Source organism: Paenibacillus sp. J45TS6, from assembly GCF_018403285.1.
GTDB lineage: Bacteria > Bacillota > Bacilli > Paenibacillales > Paenibacillaceae > Paenibacillus.
This window is the reverse complement of record NZ_BOSJ01000003.1, coordinates 214688-229465: the sequence shown is the minus strand read 5'-3', so window position 1 is coordinate 229465 and position 14778 is coordinate 214688. Positions and strand designations below refer to the sequence as shown.

The 14778-nt window shown below is 40.5% G+C and carries 15 protein-coding genes; 4 read left to right on the top strand and 11 right to left on the bottom strand.

All coding sequences use genetic code 11. The features are described 5' to 3' along the window. Window positions 1-89: 89 nt before the first annotated feature. From KJS58_RS06170 to KJS58_RS06160, 3 genes are all read right to left on the bottom strand, one after another. Entirely contained in the window at window positions 90-1121 is a 1032-nt protein-coding gene (locus tag KJS58_RS06170; RefSeq protein WP_213531434.1) for an NADH:flavin oxidoreductase/NADH oxidase, read from the bottom strand. A gap of 299 nt (window positions 1122-1420) precedes the next feature. Next, window positions 1421-2710: an arsenic transporter gene (locus KJS58_RS06165; RefSeq protein WP_213531797.1), complete on the bottom strand. Its 1290-nt coding sequence runs from the start codon at window positions 2708-2710 to the stop codon at window positions 1421-1423. A 108-nt stretch (window positions 2711-2818) separates the two neighbouring features. Then, window positions 2819-3154: an ArsR/SmtB family transcription factor gene (locus KJS58_RS06160; protein ID WP_283771251.1), complete on the bottom strand. Its 336-nt coding sequence runs from the start codon at window positions 3152-3154 to the stop codon at window positions 2819-2821. Window positions 3155-3417: 263 nt separating this feature from the next. Between KJS58_RS06160 and rocF the strand changes: the two genes are divergently transcribed. After that, window positions 3418-4326 (top strand): arginase, encoded by a 909-nt coding sequence (gene rocF, locus KJS58_RS06155; protein WP_213531431.1) that lies wholly within the window; start codon window positions 3418-3420, stop codon window positions 4324-4326. A gap of 54 nt (window positions 4327-4380) precedes the next feature. Here the strand turns inward: rocF and yidC are convergent, their stop codons facing one another. The 6 genes from yidC to KJS58_RS06125 all read right to left on the bottom strand — a co-directional run bounded on the left by yidC (window position 4381) and on the right by KJS58_RS06125 (window position 9878). Next, window positions 4381-5250, bottom strand: coding sequence for a membrane protein insertase YidC (gene yidC / locus KJS58_RS06150; protein ID WP_213531429.1), 870 nt, complete (start codon window positions 5248-5250; stop codon window positions 4381-4383). After that, window positions 5150-5554 carry a hypothetical protein gene (locus KJS58_RS06145; protein WP_213531427.1) on the bottom strand — a complete coding sequence of 135 codons (405 nt, stop codon included), beginning with the start codon at window positions 5552-5554 and terminating at the stop codon, window positions 5150-5152. The genes yidC and KJS58_RS06145 overlap by 101 nt, the downstream gene beginning before the upstream one ends. 351 nt (window positions 5555-5905) lie before the next feature. Beyond that, complete coding sequence (locus KJS58_RS06140) at window positions 5906-6094, bottom strand: hypothetical protein (protein WP_191799612.1); 189 nt, start codon at window positions 6092-6094, stop codon at window positions 5906-5908. A 161-nt stretch (window positions 6095-6255) separates the two neighbouring features. Beyond that, entirely contained in the window at window positions 6256-7401 is a 1146-nt protein-coding gene (locus tag KJS58_RS06135) for a stalk domain-containing protein (RefSeq protein ID WP_213531426.1), read from the bottom strand. Between the two features lie 180 nt (window positions 7402-7581). After that, a complete protein-coding gene (locus KJS58_RS06130; protein WP_213531424.1) occupies window positions 7582-8250 on the bottom strand; it encodes an HD domain-containing protein in 669 nt (222 codons plus the stop codon). Window positions 8251-8273: 23 nt separating this feature from the next. After that, the gene (locus KJS58_RS06125) at window positions 8274-9878 is read right to left on the bottom strand and encodes a DUF4153 domain-containing protein (RefSeq protein ID WP_213531422.1); all 1605 of its coding nucleotides are present in this window, start codon (window positions 9876-9878) and stop codon (window positions 8274-8276) included. A 119-nt stretch (window positions 9879-9997) separates the two neighbouring features. On the opposite strand from KJS58_RS06125, the gene KJS58_RS06120 reads away from it, so the two are divergent. Both KJS58_RS06120 and KJS58_RS06115 read left to right on the top strand, forming a co-directional pair. Beyond that, a complete protein-coding gene (locus KJS58_RS06120; protein ID WP_213531421.1) occupies window positions 9998-11719 on the top strand; it encodes an ABC transporter substrate-binding protein in 1722 nt (573 codons plus the stop codon). Window positions 11720-11821: 102 nt separating this feature from the next. Beyond that, window positions 11822-12115, top strand: a complete 294-nt coding sequence (locus tag KJS58_RS06115; RefSeq protein ID WP_213531419.1) for a hypothetical protein — start codon at window positions 11822-11824, stop codon at window positions 12113-12115. 31 nt (window positions 12116-12146) lie between these two features. On the opposite strand, the gene KJS58_RS06110 is transcribed toward KJS58_RS06115, so the two are convergent. Then, a complete protein-coding gene (locus tag KJS58_RS06110) occupies window positions 12147-12635 on the bottom strand; it encodes a GyrI-like domain-containing protein (RefSeq protein WP_249716955.1) in 489 nt (162 codons plus the stop codon). A 177-nt stretch (window positions 12636-12812) separates the two neighbouring features. Continuing rightward, entirely contained in the window at window positions 12813-13652 is an 840-nt protein-coding gene (locus tag KJS58_RS06105; protein WP_213531418.1) for a helix-turn-helix transcriptional regulator, read from the bottom strand. A 126-nt stretch (window positions 13653-13778) separates the two neighbouring features. On the opposite strand from KJS58_RS06105, the gene KJS58_RS06100 reads away from it, so the two are divergent. Then, window positions 13779-14777, top strand: a complete 999-nt coding sequence (locus tag KJS58_RS06100) for a Gfo/Idh/MocA family protein (protein WP_213531416.1) — start codon at window positions 13779-13781, stop codon at window positions 14775-14777. Window position 14778: the final 1 nt, after the last annotated feature.

The window sequence follows — 14778 nt, the reverse complement described above, 5'->3', positions numbered from 1 at the left end:
AATAAATGAACCCATGCAACGACAAAACAATCAATAACTGTAGTATAGCAAACATTAAGAATGAACACGAGTTACAATACATTCTCTGCTTATTTCAATCGGAATCCCATTTTGTACTGCTCAGGAAGTTCTATTTCTTTTCTTAACTGCTCTGCCGCATTTAAAGTCCAGTACGGGTTCTTAAGCATAGCACGACCTACAGCAACAAGATCTGCATCTTCGTTACCAATAACCGCATTCGCAAGCGCAGCATCATCCAATCTGCCTACAGCAATGACAGGAATATCAACATTTTGTTTGATCGCTCTTGCTAAAGGAACCTGATAAGCAACATGCGTGCCCGGACGTCCTGCTGCTGTAATCTGGCCTTCTCCCCCTGCACTTACATGGATCATATCTACTCCAGCTTCTTTATAAGCTTTGCTGAACTCGATACTATCTTCAATACGATATCCGTCTTCAACAAATTCGGTTCCTGAGATACGCATGATCAGCGGCATACTTTCCGGCATTTCACTTTTTACTGCACGAATGACTTCAACCGCAAATTTATTACGATCCTGTCCATATTCGTCCGTTCTTTTATTCGTGATCGGTGATTGGAACTGATGAATAAGGTACCCATGTGCTCCATGAAGTTCAATCGTGTCAAATCCAGCCTGCACAGCACGACGTGCCGCAAGGCGGAATTTCTCTACCATTCCTTTTACTTCTTCCGTTGTCAGTTCTCGTGGTGTCTTCCATCCCTCATCAAAAGCGATAGGTGACGGAGCGACAGGTGGATTCGCATCCTCCGCTTTACGTCCTGCATGAGCAATTTGAATGCCGATTTTTGAACCGTAGTGATGTACATCTTCCACAATTTTAGCGAGTGGTGCAATCTGTTCGTCGGACCATAGTCCAAGGTCGTAATCACTTATTCGTCCATCCGGCTCTACATCTGTCATCTCAACGATAATCAGACCCGTACCGCCAATTGCACGGCTAACATAGTGCGTATGATGCCAGTCATTTGCTACTCCATCTTTTTTGGTAACTGAATATTGACACATCGGGGGCATAACCACCCGGTTTTTAAGATCTAATCCTTTGATCTGATACGAACTAAATAAGTCTAACATATATACACTCTCCTTTTTTACATTTGAGGTATGAAGCATTGCGTTCCAACAAACAGCTTACAGTCAAATTAATCAATGCATGCACATGCATGAATATTACTACATCCTTTTTACAAAGTCAATAATTACGAATCTAACCCCAACGTTAATAAACGAATTCATTACGAAATGAATCATGATTGGATAAAAAAAGAGCTATAAAACGTCCCTGAGCAGGTTCCATTTTACAGCTCTCATTACACTCAATCTTTTGCATTCTAAACCAATGCGGCTTGTTCTGCTAAATCAGCAAGTAGATTTTAAAAAATTAACAACCATAGATATAAACCAAGCAGCGTGATAAATAAAGTAGGAATCGTGATGAGAATACCTGTCTTAAAGTAGGTTCCCCACGAGATACGGATTCCTTTTGCAGAGAGAACATGCAGCCATAATAGTGTCGCAAGAGAGCCAATCGGCGTTATCTTTGGACCGAGATCGGATCCAATGACATTCGCATAGATCAATGCCTCTTTTATAGTTCCCGTTACTTCGGCTGCATCGATCGCAAGTGCACCAATCATAATTGTAGGCAGATTGTTCATAACAGAAGAAAGGATCGCAGCAATAAAGCCCATTCCCATCGTAGCTGCGAAGAGTCCTTCTTGCACAATAACCTCTATCACCTGTGCCAAGATATCGGTTAATCCGGCATTCTTAAGTCCATAAACAACGACATACATTCCAATGGAGAAGAACACGATGTTCCAAGGAGCACCTTTAACGACTTCTTTCACGGGAACGACTTCGCTTTTTCTTGCTGCAATTAAGAATACCATAGCAATAAGAATAGCTATAAAGGAGACAGGTATACCGATAAACTCACTTGTGAAATAGCCGATCAATAGAAAGGCAAGCACAATCCATGAGATTCGAAATAATTTTACATCCGCTATAGCTTCGGAAGGATTCCGGAGATGCGTAGAGTCATAGTGCTTTGGAATGCTTTTACGGAAAAATAGATAGAGAACACCGATACTTGCAGCTAATGAGAACAGATTAGGAATGATCATTCGACCTGCATATTCAGCAAATCCTATTCCAAAAAAGTCTGCAGATACAATGTTTACAAGATTGCTCACTACAAGCGGAAGTGATGTCGTATCCGCAATAAATCCACTTGCGATAATAAATGGAAAGATCTTCTTCTCATCAAAATGTAAAGCACGAACCATAGCAAGAACGATGGGCGTTAAAATAAGTGCTGCCCCGTCGTTAGCAAAAAAAGCAGCCACCATCGCGCCCAGCAAACTGATGTAAATAAACATGCGAACACCACTACCATTAGCGGCTCTTGCCATGTGTAGTGCAGCCCATTCAAAGAATCCAATCCGGTCGAGTATTAACGAAATGAGAATGATCGCTATAAATGCCAGTGTCGCATTCCATACGATCTGGGTCACATCCCACACATCTTGAAAATTAACCACTCCTGCGAGCAAAGCAATAACAGCTCCCCCGCAAGCAGACCAGCCAATCGATAGATTTCGAGGCTGCCATATGACCAAAATCAGCGTTACGATAAAAATAATAATAGGTATAAATACCAAGCCCACCTTACGCCCCCCGCTACAAATTCTTGTTGTCTAAACCTCTACTAATTAGCTCTGTGAGATCATTATTATATAGGAATATGATTATATATTACAGAAAAAATATTATACTTTTGGACCACACTCGGATCGTTGTTCGCTGATGCCTTTCTCGCGGAGTAAAGCACTCCCACTAGGAAGTTGTTCAAGTACTGCAGAGATATAAGGCTTATCCTCAATAAATAAAGAGTAATAAATCCATTGACCACGTCTTTCCTCTTTAACAATGCCGAGAGATTTCAACTTTCGCAGATGCTGACTTATGGCTGGCTGGGACATTTCAAAGATATCAACGAATTCACATACACACCATTCCCGTTCTTGTAGGAGTAACAACATCGTCAATCTTGTTTTATCACCAAGCAATTTTAGACGATCAGCAGCTAAATTTAGTTCCTCTATATTCATATTTTCATTCCCTCCTTGCCCTATTAGAATGAGAATCCGAGACTACAAGACTTGTAATTATGACTAATCATATACAAACCTTCATCACATGACAACTACGTAAGGAATGGAATATGCTATTGCAAAATACATTGAAAAGAAGTGAACGTGTTAACCAAAATCAGAATAAGTTATTAAAAAAGAAAGACCGCCTTTACGTTACTTCTTCGGGATCTTAATCAGGAATTTATTCAAGTCTTGAGGAGGTTGGCATGGTTATGAAAAATCCAAATACCCCTGTATCTATTTTGACTGTCCCGTTTGATCTTGGAGCGAGTCAGCGAGGAACTCGCCAAGGACCAGAAGCCATTCTGAAGGCCGGACTTGTAAACAAACTGCATGCGCTCCAAATGAAACACACACTCCAAGAAATTCACTTCCCCCCTTTTATAGAAGAAAGTAATTCAAGTTCCCCACTATTGAAACATCTAAACGAGAACATAATAGTCCATTCCAAACTTGCTGACGAGGTATACCGTTTATCTAAAAATGGAGCTTTCCCCCTTATTCTTGGCGGAGATCACAGTATTGCGATTGGAACGATTAGCGGACTTAGAAAACATTATCAGAGTCTAGGTATCGTCTGGATGGATGCACATTCGGATTTAAACACGCCGCTTACTACCCCTTCTGGTAATATTCATGGCATGTCCTTAGCTGTCAATCTAGGGATGGGAGATCCAAAGCTTACATCGATTGGCGGCAATAAGTCGTCCATCAATCCCAAAAATGTCGTTATTGTAGGGGCAAGATCAATCGATTATGGAGAGCGAGAATTCATCCGTAGAGAAGGCATTACTTGCTATACGATGCATGATATTGACAAACTTGGTATGGCGTATGTAATGCAAGAAGCCATTCGTATCTCCTCGTCTGGAACAGATGGTGTCCATCTTTCTTTTGATATTGATAGTATAGATCCGCAGATTGCTCCGGCGACAGGTACTCCGGTTCCTGGAGGGCTTAGTTACCGGGAAGTACACCTTGCTATGGAAATGCTCTACGAATCCAGCATTCTTACTTCTGCTGAAATCGTAGAGAACAATCCCCTTTTTGATGTTCATGAGCGTTCTTCCGAGCTCCTGGTCGGTCTTATTGGATCACTTCTTGGTGAACGTATACTCTAGACATAAAAAAGAACAGCTTTCCCAATCAGGAAGCTGTTCTTTAGATTCTTTATATTATGGGGGATTGGGATCTTTAGTTTTCTTCGATTTTGAACCAGGAAGTGATATTGCTTCCGTATTTTCGGTTCCTTGATCTACCGGATACATTTTACGGAATAAAAGTGTCTGGAAAATAAGGAAAGTACCGCCTGCCATCCAGTATAGCGGGATTGCTGCAGGTGCACTCATTGAGAAGAATGCCATCATGATCGGTGAAATGTAGCCCATGATGGCCATTTGTTTCTTCTGTTCTGCTGGCATTCCTTGCATAGAGATGCGAGATTGAAGCAAGTAAATGGCAGCTACAATGAGTGCCAGTATCATATCTGGTTCCCCAAGTTTAAACCATAAAAACGAGTGACTGCTCATATCCGGCATAAGTCTGATCGCAGTATACACTCCCGAAAGAATCGGCAGTTGAATTAATATAGGCAGACAGCCAATATTAAGTGGATTAAACTGATGTTTTTTATAAAGTTCCATCATTTCTTGCTGCATTTTTTGCTGACTGGCTGTATCTTTCTTGTTCTCATAGCTTTTTTTCAGCGCATCGAGTTCAGGCTGCATTGCCTTCATTACACGTTTCATTTTCTGCTGTGATTTCGATTGACGCATCATGAGCGGAAATAATAACAGCCGAACAATGAGTGTCAGAGCTATAATGGCTAGCCCATAACTGCCGTTAAACCATCCCGCCAGATGCTGTGTGATATAAGAAATCGGAAAGACAATATAGTGATTAAAGAACCCTGGTGTTGTACTGCTGATTTCACTCACATTAGAGCTACAACCTGAAAGTAAAAATACCGCTAGTAAACTTGCTAGTATAGCGTAAATCCGCACCGTCCGTTTTTGAATAGGAAAGAATCCTTTTGCTTTTTCCATGTATATCCTCCTCATTATTGTGTTTTGCATCATTCAATAACGAGGAGTGATACTTATCAGAATCATCATCAGGTGATATTTTATATCTTCGAAGGAGCAAAATGACGGATGTTACATAAAAATCGGCATCCGACGGCATTGGTTCAGGAACATATTCAGGCCATACGGCTTCGCCTTGCACACCAAGTCTACGAAGTTCACCTGATAGATGTAACAATGAAATACAAGTAACAGCAAAAATCAAACCGATCGATACTAAATATGGAATAAAATCATGGAGTTCTTGAAGCTCAAACCATAACAAAAGGATTCACCTCCTTTAACTACTATTATTATATCCTTTTTACAAATGAATAATGGTATTAATTTCATCAATTTTATAACAAAAGAAATATAAATGTGTCAATTTCATTATACCTTTTAAAGAGTTATGAAAATATGTGTAAAAACCAAAAAAGCAGACACCCCTCTGCTTTGACCCTCAGGAGTTCTCTGCTTTTTACGATTGTATTCATTTTTTATGATATGAATCTCTGTACAATCTATATTCGGCTTACTTCTATTCCGGGTATGATCTCTATTTTTTTAATTATACCGGGATGGTCTTTCTACAGTAGGTTCTAAATTTCTATACAGTTGGTTTCTCCCTTTAACTTTACATGTGTACCATGCGAAGGAATTGCTGTGTTTCTCCTGCTCCATCGTTTACTTCTGCATCAAACATTCCTTGGTCAGCCCAGCAAGCTCTGCACTCCTCTTCAGTAGTACAAAATGTTGCATCTTCACAGGTATAACAGTACATGAGTAAGTTCCGGGTTACTTGGTCATTTTCGATTGCTTTCATTTCTCTCATCTCCTTGTTTTATCTCTTGAATTCAATTTAACATGAGAAACAAGAAATGTTTGTGATTATTTTCACATTATTAAAAATATCACTGTGTTTTTTTGATTTATAAGTGAGACCTCCCGTTATGGATGAATAACAGAAGGTCTTTTCCTTGCAGCTTATAAACTCGGCAGAATCTTCATTGTTTGATCAGAAGCTTCTCCCGTCATGGGTCCGATATGAAAAGTAAGGGTATCCCCTTTACGTTCGGTAAACCTAATTTGATCTCCAAAAAATGGAACATCGTTGATTTCAGCATATTCCTGATCTGCTTTACCCAGCAACTTTTTATAAAGCAAAGTCCGCTCTCCCGTAGCACGATCAATATAGGTTAGCAATCCTTTTTTATTCGGACGAATAAGCAGGTACTCTTTGTCAACCGCTTCTACGAAGTATGTATCATCTTCGCCACCCAGTTTTTTCAAATCATACGTTTGAGAGATTTTCCCTGTTCCATCTTCAAGTATACGTAACGTATCTCCATCCGTAAGAACAATTTCCTTCTTATCTACAGACAGAACTGCATTTTCTTCGAAACGATTGAAATACTTCACATAGCTCTGTCTAATGACAGCACCATTCTTAATGACAACCGTAAATGTTTGCTTATTCAGCATGGGCTCTCCATAATAATCAGAGATATTCAAGATAACGAGGCCTTTCGCTGTTTTCGTAAATTGATACACGGGCTGATTATATATTTCTTTTTTAAAATCATAAAGTTGGTTTTTCTTCCCCTTTGCATTGGTTGTAAAAAGTTTGCCCTCCTGGCTAATCTCGTACCGTAGTCCACCATAAACGCTGGAATCATTCCCCGAATATATACCCGTAGCGGATAACTTCTTTGCCAAGCGGTCGTATGTCAGTCCTTCTCCCTGCAGTGCGGAAACAAGAAAAGAAGCAGGCACGTATATCTCTTGTCCATTCTTAAAAGGAGCCGCTGACATCGTAATTCCCTTGCCATTAACTACTGCCTGCTTACTGTTTAGTCTAACTGCTAAATTCATGGAGGGACTGAGGACAGTAACTCTTTTCCCTGATTGATCTAAAGTAGCGGATAATGATAGATCCTTACTGATCTGCAGAAGCGGCAAATAAGAAACCCCTTGCTTGATTACTGCTTTTCCTTCAATAACACTCCCTGAATCTAATACTAGTTCATAGGAAGGACTTGAAGCAGCTTCTCCTTGCACTGGCTGTGATGTGAATAATATACTTGCTGCAATAACAGCTGTCCCTATCTTAAGAACATGTAACCTTTTCATCTATCCTTCTCTCCCTTCATTCTCAGTACTGTACTCATTCATAAAATATATAACGTTGTTATATGAAGTTTGTTTCATAGGATTGGAAAATAAAATAGACTATGCATCTTGTAAAATAAATGCATAGTCTATACGTCTCAGCAGTATAAGCAACAATATCAGTTAAATAAATTGCTGTTTTTAAACATTTCCTTCCCATTCCTTAAAGAATTGATCTAGATATTGTTCCATAAATTGATGCCTTTTTTCAGCAAGTTCAATTCCATGTTTTGTGTTCATTAAGTCTTTGAGCTTTAATAGTTTTTCATAAAAATGATTAATTGCTGTATTTTTGCCTGTACGATACTGTTCCTGTGTCATTTCTTCTCTCGGTTTTACCTCTGGGTCATAGATTAAATGTCCTTTGGAACCCGCATATACAAAAGCTCTAGCCACAGAAATCGCACCAATCGCATCCAGCCGATCGGCATCTTGAACAACCTTGCCTTCAAGTGTACGCATAGGCGGATTATGCCCGCCATTATAAGACATATTCCCAATAATCTCGAGTACATGCGAGCGATCTTCATCAGATACATGATGTTCTTGAAGCCATGTATCTACCTTAGACATCCCCGCTTCTTTGGAAGGATTCAGTTTCTCATCCGCGATATCGTGCAAATAAGCAGCAAGTTTGCAGATATAAAGATTCGCTCCTTCTGCGATCGCGATTTTCTCTGCTGTCTGAACAACACGGTAAATGTGCCAATAGTCGTGCCCTGTACCTTCTCCGCTAAGTTCTTGCTTTACATATGATTCTGCTGCTTCAAGCAGAGCTTCTTCTTGTTGTGTAAGTATCTTTTGATTCATATCCTATCTCCTGCTCTATACGATTATTTGACTGAAGGCTGGGATGATAAATGCTTGAATATTGCTTGCTGCGCTTTATATTCGGCCATATTAAACGAGGGCCATGCTTTCTCCTGCCCTGCAAGCTCCTGATAAAGACCTTTCAAATGATCATTCATTTGTGGATACTCGTCACTGAATTCGATCAAGATCGGAACGGCGTCTGCAGAAAGAGAAGTTAAAAACGGTTCGTCTAGTACTCCCGTAAGATGATATCTCTCAATATTTTTCTCAGCGATATAAGAATCCATCCCTGCATAGTTCACTATGACATAAGCGATCAACCCAAGAATAATATAACATTTTGCAAGCGGTATTCGCTTGTTATGAATCCATAGTCCTGCAATGATCATGAGTACAGCTAGAAAGAGCATAAAAACATGAACTAGAAAACGGATGTGCGTAAAGCCGTACGCTTCTTCATACATATGGAGTCTGGAGTAAGCGGAATACAAAATAATTAGTGAACTAAGCACAAGTATGTACGTCATGAAATGATTGATACGCCTTACTATAGGGTTGCTCTCTGCGGTATGCAAAAGCACCGTCATTAGTATGGTGAAATTAAGCAGAGCCACAAGCATCAGCTCAGCAAACCCTTTTCGTGCATAATCCGCATAAGTAATTCCCTCGGGCAGTGCTCCCTCCCAAGCTCCGAATAAATAAGAGAATTGAAGCACAATAAAGATAATATATACGATATTAATGAGTACAAGGACCGTAGCGCTAATAACAGGATCAAGCAACAGCGCCTTCGGCTCAATCTCTTCATTCTTCGAATTGCACTCATTTTGTAATTGTACCGGGACTCTGTCAGCGGAAATAGCGCCTTTCTCTACGTCATCAGGGTCATCTTCCTTAGAAAATGAATTCATAATCTGTTCTTTCTGCGATTCCGGCTTAACAAAACCAGTCACATAACCAAAAAACAGCAGCGTAAAGATAAATACCCATGTCAGACGAAAAAAGCCTTCACTGTACGTGATCTGATTAAGCCAGTTCGGAATCGAACCTAAAAATGCTTCAAATAAACCATCTGCGGATGAAAGTAATGTGATAACTAAAACGAGCAACGGTGCTGAAATGGCCACACCGATAAATATCTTGAGAACTGTTTTTCTAGTACCCTCAGCCATCTTCTCAGAAATAGAAGAAGTAACATTCGAAAATGCGGTAGGAAAGTGTCTGAAATTTCTTGGAATTACATGAAGCAGGGTGTCATAAATAATCCCTTTTTGGAACCATTCTCTCGCCTGATATCCCATCCACATGGTAAGGTGAATCGCAATAAGAATCGGGAGAACAAGCAAATTAAGAAAATGAAAGAAAAATTGATCAAATAGAACATAGGAAAATGACAACATGACAATGACCAAAGAAAGTAATCCGTTGAATTTGGTGTATGGGACAAGACGATCGCCCGCAAACATTAACATAAACCCATAAAAAAAGAGAACAAAAATAGGAACTGAAATACCAGGTATGTGTCCATAAAATAAATACTGATGCAGGATTGCTAGTATACTCGCAGCTAACAATGTCACCAGATTCCTTATGGGAGACCTCCAGATTGGCAATGCAAGATTCATACGTTACAACCTCCGAAGTAAAATTGGTTTATACCTTTTATCTTAGGTGATAAAATAAGAAAATAAATAGAAAGATAATCTCCAGAATTTTCGTATTTTATAAACGGAGGTGTAGCGTAATGAAATTACATTCTCAATTTTTGCGATTACATGGTTATTATGGAGCTGAATCTTCGGTGCAAATTACACTGGATGAACTTGCGCTGACCCTTGAATGCACACATCGAAATGCCCTCAATATAATCCGTAAAATGGAAGCAAGCGGCTGGATCGAATGGCGTGCACAAAGAGGACGGGGTAAACGTTCAGAGTTGTTTTTTCGGGTCGATCCTGAAGAAATTGCAGCGCTTACGATGATAAAAGCGATCGATCGTCATGAAATGAAGAAAGTAATGGATGATATTAAAACGTATACAAACTCTACTCGACTACCTGAACGTTTACAGGGTTGGCTCATGAGTTATTTTGGACACCATTCCAAGCAGAATGGAGTGGGTGAACAGTGGGATATCTTGCGTCTTCCCTTACGTCAGCAGATTCACGAGCTTGATCCGCTTCGAATCAACCTGCTTGCTGAGTCATTTGTATCAAGTCATGTATTTGATGGTTTACTCACCTCAGATCCAGAAACAGGAGCAATCCTGCCCCATCTCGCACATGAATACGAGGTGAGTGATGACCGAAAAGTATGGACCTTTTATTTGAGAAAAGAGGTAAGATTTCATCACGGAAAGACACTTCATGCCGAAGATGTTCTTTATACATTTAATAGACTAAAGAGATGTAATGAACCCTTGCTATACCATTTTGTGATTCAATCCATTGCTTCGGTGACTGCGATCTCCAGTCGGTGTGTTGAATTTACTCTGCATCAAGCTAACGAGTACTTCCCTTCTTTTTTATGTACCACCCGGGCTGCCATCGTTCCTTCAGATCAGAATCTAGAACAGCAAGAGTCTGTTCAAAATTTAACCAACATATACGGTACTGGACCATTCCGAATAACCGAGCATAATTCAAGTATGTGTATCTTGGAGGCTTTTTCAGACTATTTCAAAACGAGACCGCATCTTGACGTGGTAGAAATCATTCAAGTCCCTTGGAACATACAAGATCAAGATTCAGATTTAGCGGAAACTTCTAATCCTTTGTTTCCTGTTTTACTTGGAGGAAATTCTGCCAATTATACAGGGGATACACAGGCTTTAAGCAAATCCCTTGTACGGAAGCTAGTTACTTGTAATACCAAAAAAGACGGACCGCTTCAGGATCCAAATATCCGAAAAAAAGTGCTAACGAGTATAGGCCTGTCTGCGTCAGAATATGTACTAGAACCCCCCAATGGGTCTAAGGATAACCGTGAGGAATCAGGCATCCCTCTAGTACTATCTACGATTCCACAGTACCGAAAAGACGCGGCAATCATCGCGAATCAGCTCAAAAAAAATGGATATAACTGCAAGGTTAAAATTGTACCTGTGGAATTGTTTAAAGGGCCTGTTCGTATGGAAGCCGATCTGATTCTCTTTTCGCTTCTGCTGGATCAAGACGAATCACTCCGTAGACATGATCTTTATTTGACAATATCTTCTCACGTAGGACAGGATCTTCAGAAACCGATTCTGACGAGATTACAAGAAATCGAACGTACAAAGAATCCGAGTAACCGTCTCACCAAATTAATCGATCTGGAACTTATGCTCATGGAAGAAAGCATCCTTCATATCCTATATGACAAACCATTTGAAACAGCAGTATTGCCCGGCGTCCGTGGGATAAAGCTAGGAAGTCAGGGATGGATTGATCTCCGGCATGTTTGGTTCCCTGCTTCCATACGATAGAGTAAACTCCCTTGTTATATGCAGATTTAGCGCAAGAAGCTTTAAGGGAAGTTTACTCTACTCGCTATCCTGTATGAAACGATCTCTAATGGAGGTGAGTAAATGGAGTGGGTAACACTCGGAACCGCTTTATTTAGTGCGTTTCGAATGAAGATGCTCATTTGGTCTGTAATCGCGATTGTTGTAACTGTAACTGTGCCTTTAATTAGTATCGTCAACAGCATCGGAAGAGCGGAAGGACATAATGAATTGGAACACTTATTTCATCAGTTGCTGCAAGGTTCCACCTGGTCTATCTATGTAAGTATAGGATACTTATATTTACTTATATGGTGGGGCTTGTTCTTCAGTAGAAACAAAAAGCGGAATAATAACAAAGCTACGTTACACACCTAACGGCACTCCATTTCAATCAGCGACTAGATCATTACTTAACGGAGATATAAATATCGACTTGGCCATTCATTGGATCGACTGAACGCAGATCATACAACTCAAAATCAGACTGAAATGCCCGCTCGTTATATTTAGACCATTCCCATATCTCCTGCCAAGTCTCAACAACAACTTCTTGTACCGGACCTATACGCGTCGTAAACACAACATATTTAGATTCAGGAACTACCCATTCTTCTAATCCAGAAGGGACAGCTTGTCCTTCTATAATCTCTGTTCCAAGCGCAATCGTATAGGCACCGGTCTCATCTGATTCATACTTCGTATATAAGGCAATAATTGATGAATTTATTTTGTTTGGTATACGTTCTAGTACATTGTTTGCATAAAAATTAGACCAAAGTGAAGGAATTACCCCTTCTCCCTTCAATTCAGCTTGATTATTGGTCTCGGCTGCCATACCCAAGAAACGAAATTCACGATGACGGATGACCTCTTTCTTACTCAGTAGACTTGACATAAATAGTAGCGCCTCCTAGATTGCGGACTGATAGGAAATTTATAGCTAAACAATTCGACTTCCTCATTATAGAACAAATGTTCCCATAATACAAACATCAAATTTTCGTTCATTCTCTCTTCCCACATCACTGAACACATTCCGTTATCTTCTCACTCGATTCAAGGTAACTCCGTTTTATTTTCCAAATAATCTCCGATATTCGGTTGGCGTCATCCCTTCATGTTCAAGAAACCGACGATTAAAATAACTGGCGCTTGGATATCCTGTTTCGGAAGCGATCTGACCGATTGTTCTTTCTGTATGTTCCAGCAATGCTTGCTTCGCCATTTGAATACGGCACTGCGTTATAAAATCCATCGGCGTCATTTGCATCGCTTTTTTAAATAATTTACAAAAGTAATGGACACTGACCCCTGCTTCTTCCGCCCAATCTTCTAAAATAAACGGACTTGCCGCTTCTTTTTGAATTTTAGGCAGCAAATTCGTAATTCGGTCCGTAGAACGTCCGGTTCTGCTCTTCGTATGCGCTTCTGCTTGGTGGACAAACTCTGTAATTACGGCATAGGTTAATGTAGATAGAATGGTCGGGTTCAGCATTTTATGATTCTCCGCTTCGGTAAGCAGGTCCAAATGCGCTTTCTTCCACCCTTCCGGCTGACGGAGCGTCCAGATCCGGTGATCCTGAAACCCGCGTCCAAGCATATAGTCAGTTAAACTGCTGCTTCCATAAAAATGCACCCATCTGATATCCCAAGGTTCACTTGTACTACTGTAGTACCTCTGTTCCTGTAAAGGAAAATACAAAAAGGCGTCACCTTCCTCAAGTTCGTATACAGCCCCCTCCATCTCCACATAACCTTTTCCAGCTGCTACGTAGTGAATATTAAAATTATTAAGGGCCCCTTTCTCACGGGTTACCGAATGTTTGGGGGTATTGCTAAACATGCCGACAGACTCAGGGTAACAAAAAAATCGCTGATCCGTTATCGTAACTAAGTGACTTTGGCGTTCCATCGCTGGTCTCCCTTATAAAGACAATATTGTGTTAATAAACTGCAAAATATTATCATTTTAAATTTGAATAGAATTCAATACAATGACAATATCATGATAATAATATATCAGAAGGTAGGTAAAAACATGAATCAAACGTTACGTTGGGGCATTCTTGGAACAGCCAGTATTGCGAAAAGATCGGTAATTCCGGGAATTCGCGGTTCCATCCGAAATGAAGTTGTCGCAATAGCAAGCCGTAGTCAAGAAAAAGCAGATGAGGCGGCAAAAGAGTTACATATCGAAAACGCTTTTGGAAGTTATGAAGCATTACTCGCCAGTGATGATATTGATGCAGTATATATCCCGCTGCCGAATCATCTTCATCTTGAATGGACCTTACGTGCGGCAGAAGCCGGTAAACATATTTTATGCGAAAAGCCGATTGCACTGAATTCAGCGGAAGCTGAGAAAATGGTGGAAGCATGTCAGAAAGCTGGTGTTCATCTTGCTGAAGCATTCATGTATCGGCATCATCCTAGGTATCAAATGATTCAAGATACTATTCAATCTGGAGAGATTGGAGAGCTGCGCGGAATTCATGCGAACTTCACTTTTAACAGTGCCGCTAACACGGAAAATATTCGCTATCATAAAGATTGGGGCGGCGGTTCCCTCTACGATGTAGGCTGCTATCCGATCAGCGTAGCAAGACTTCTCATCGGTCAAGAACCGGAGGCGGTAACCGCACAAGCATTGTTCTCAGAGAAGCATGGCGGAGTAGACATGATGACTTCAGGTTTTGTTGAATTCCCGAATTCCATCTCTCTCATCTTTGACTGCGGAATGTGGGCTGCTTTCCGAAATGAGATGGAAGTGCTCGGCACAGATGGCGTACTTAAAGTCCCTTCCGCTTTTGCGAGTGATCCAGACACCGATTCTTCCTTCTCGATCACAGGAAAACTCGGTAATCGGGTGGTAGAAGTCCCACGAGTGAATCATTATGCCTTAATGGCTGATGATTTTGCTGATGTTGTACTGGATGGAAGCAAGCCTAAATTTGATCCACAAGATGCTGTTTTTAACATGAAAGTACTGGAATCTGCCCTGCGCTCAGCCGAGCAACGGAAACGAATCGAACTATAGG

Coding starts and splice junctions, on each gene's coding strand:
- KJS58_RS06170 (WP_213531434.1), bottom strand. CDS start 1,121: ATGTTAGACTTATTTAGTTCGTATCAGATCAAAGGATTAGATCTTAAA.
- rocF (WP_213531431.1), top strand. CDS start 3,418: ATGAAAAATCCAAATACCCCTGTATCTATTTTGACTGTCCCGTTTGAT.
- yidC (WP_213531429.1), bottom strand. CDS start 5,250: ATGGAAAAAGCAAAAGGATTCTTTCCTATTCAAAAACGGACGGTGCGG.
- KJS58_RS06140 (WP_191799612.1), bottom strand. CDS start 6,094: ATGAAAGCAATCGAAAATGACCAAGTAACCCGGAACTTACTCATGTAC.
- KJS58_RS06135 (WP_213531426.1), bottom strand. CDS start 7,401: ATGAAAAGGTTACATGTTCTTAAGATAGGGACAGCTGTTATTGCAGCA.
- KJS58_RS06130 (WP_213531424.1), bottom strand. CDS start 8,250: ATGAATCAAAAGATACTTACACAACAAGAAGAAGCTCTGCTTGAAGCA.
- KJS58_RS06125 (WP_213531422.1), bottom strand. CDS start 9,878: ATGAATCTTGCATTGCCAATCTGGAGGTCTCCCATAAGGAATCTGGTG.
- KJS58_RS06120 (WP_213531421.1), top strand. CDS start 9,998: ATGAAATTACATTCTCAATTTTTGCGATTACATGGTTATTATGGAGCT.
- KJS58_RS06115 (WP_213531419.1), top strand. CDS start 11,822: ATGGAGTGGGTAACACTCGGAACCGCTTTATTTAGTGCGTTTCGAATG.
- KJS58_RS06110 (WP_249716955.1), bottom strand. CDS start 12,635: ATGTCAAGTCTACTGAGTAAGAAAGAGGTCATCCGTCATCGTGAATTT.
- KJS58_RS06105 (WP_213531418.1), bottom strand. CDS start 13,652: ATGGAACGCCAAAGTCACTTAGTTACGATAACGGATCAGCGATTTTTT.
- KJS58_RS06100 (WP_213531416.1), top strand. CDS start 13,779: ATGAATCAAACGTTACGTTGGGGCATTCTTGGAACAGCCAGTATTGCG.